Source organism: Pseudomonas sp. ICMP 10191, assembly GCF_001467335.1.
Lineage (GTDB): Bacteria > Pseudomonadota > Gammaproteobacteria > Pseudomonadales > Pseudomonadaceae > Aquipseudomonas > Aquipseudomonas cerasi.
This window is the reverse complement of sequence record NZ_LKGW01000020.1, coordinates 1-892: the sequence shown is the minus strand read 5'-3', so window position 1 is coordinate 892 and position 892 is coordinate 1. Positions and strand designations below refer to the sequence as shown.

Genomic DNA, 892 nt, shown 5'->3' with positions numbered 1-892 from the left:
CAGAATTCAACTAGTCACACTTTAACTACCCAGACCTATCCTCTTGATTAATAAGTGATGGGCTGGGTACTAATCGTCTAAATCTTACGCACCCCGTACTGGCTGACTTTCACCTTTGAATCGAGCAGGATGCCGGTGGCTAGGTACAGCCCCATACGCGACGTGATGACCGTCTCAGTAAGATCAATAGTACCCCGCTGCGTTTCCAGCGCTCCGGAAAAGCTGGCCGGCATGGTGAACGGCTCTTGGTACTTGTCCATCGACCGATAGTAGAACGTAGACGATGCGCCATTTACCGTCTTGGTGATGGTCAATTCAGCCTCCCAAGCCAGAATGCCGCGCGACGACCCGACGATATCTACCGCCGACACCATTTCTATAACGTCGCCAGCCGCCAGGTTGGTCTGTACCACGTTGGCCGTGGGTTGCATGTAGATGTAGCCGCCCGGCGCCGCCATGGCGCCACGCAGCTCGATGCACTGCGCCTCGCCATAGGCGGCAGGCTCCTTGAACCAGCGCGTGGTGATCCCGGTCAGGCCAGAGCCAACGGCTTTGTAGCCGTCCGCCAGCACCGACCCGGCCACAGCGTTCACGCCCGCCGGTAGCGCGCCGCCAGTGCCCGCCAGCAGCGGGTTGGCATTGAGGCAGCCGAACGGGCGGATGGCCGAGTAAACGTCGCCAGAGTCCGTGGGCAGCGGGATTCCGGGAAACTCGAAGTTGGCGGTGATGATCGGCACCACCCGCGAACTGATGAACTCGGCACCCAGGATGTTCGGGTGCAGGCCTTCCACGGTCATGGCTTCGGTGAAGCCGTCCCAGATGTTCACCACCGGCACGAACTGGCTGACATAGTTCAACACCCAGTCTTTGTAAGCGATCGCATCGGTTAGCG

1 protein-coding gene is annotated in these 892 nt (G+C 59.4%); it reads right to left on the bottom strand.

Features of this window, described 5'->3' with window-relative positions; all coding sequences use genetic code 11:
* Positions 1-77: 77 nt before the first annotated feature.
* Positions 78-892: SGNH/GDSL hydrolase family protein (locus AO388_RS03240; RefSeq protein WP_236713891.1), on the bottom strand; the 815-nt coding region annotated here is incomplete at its 5' end.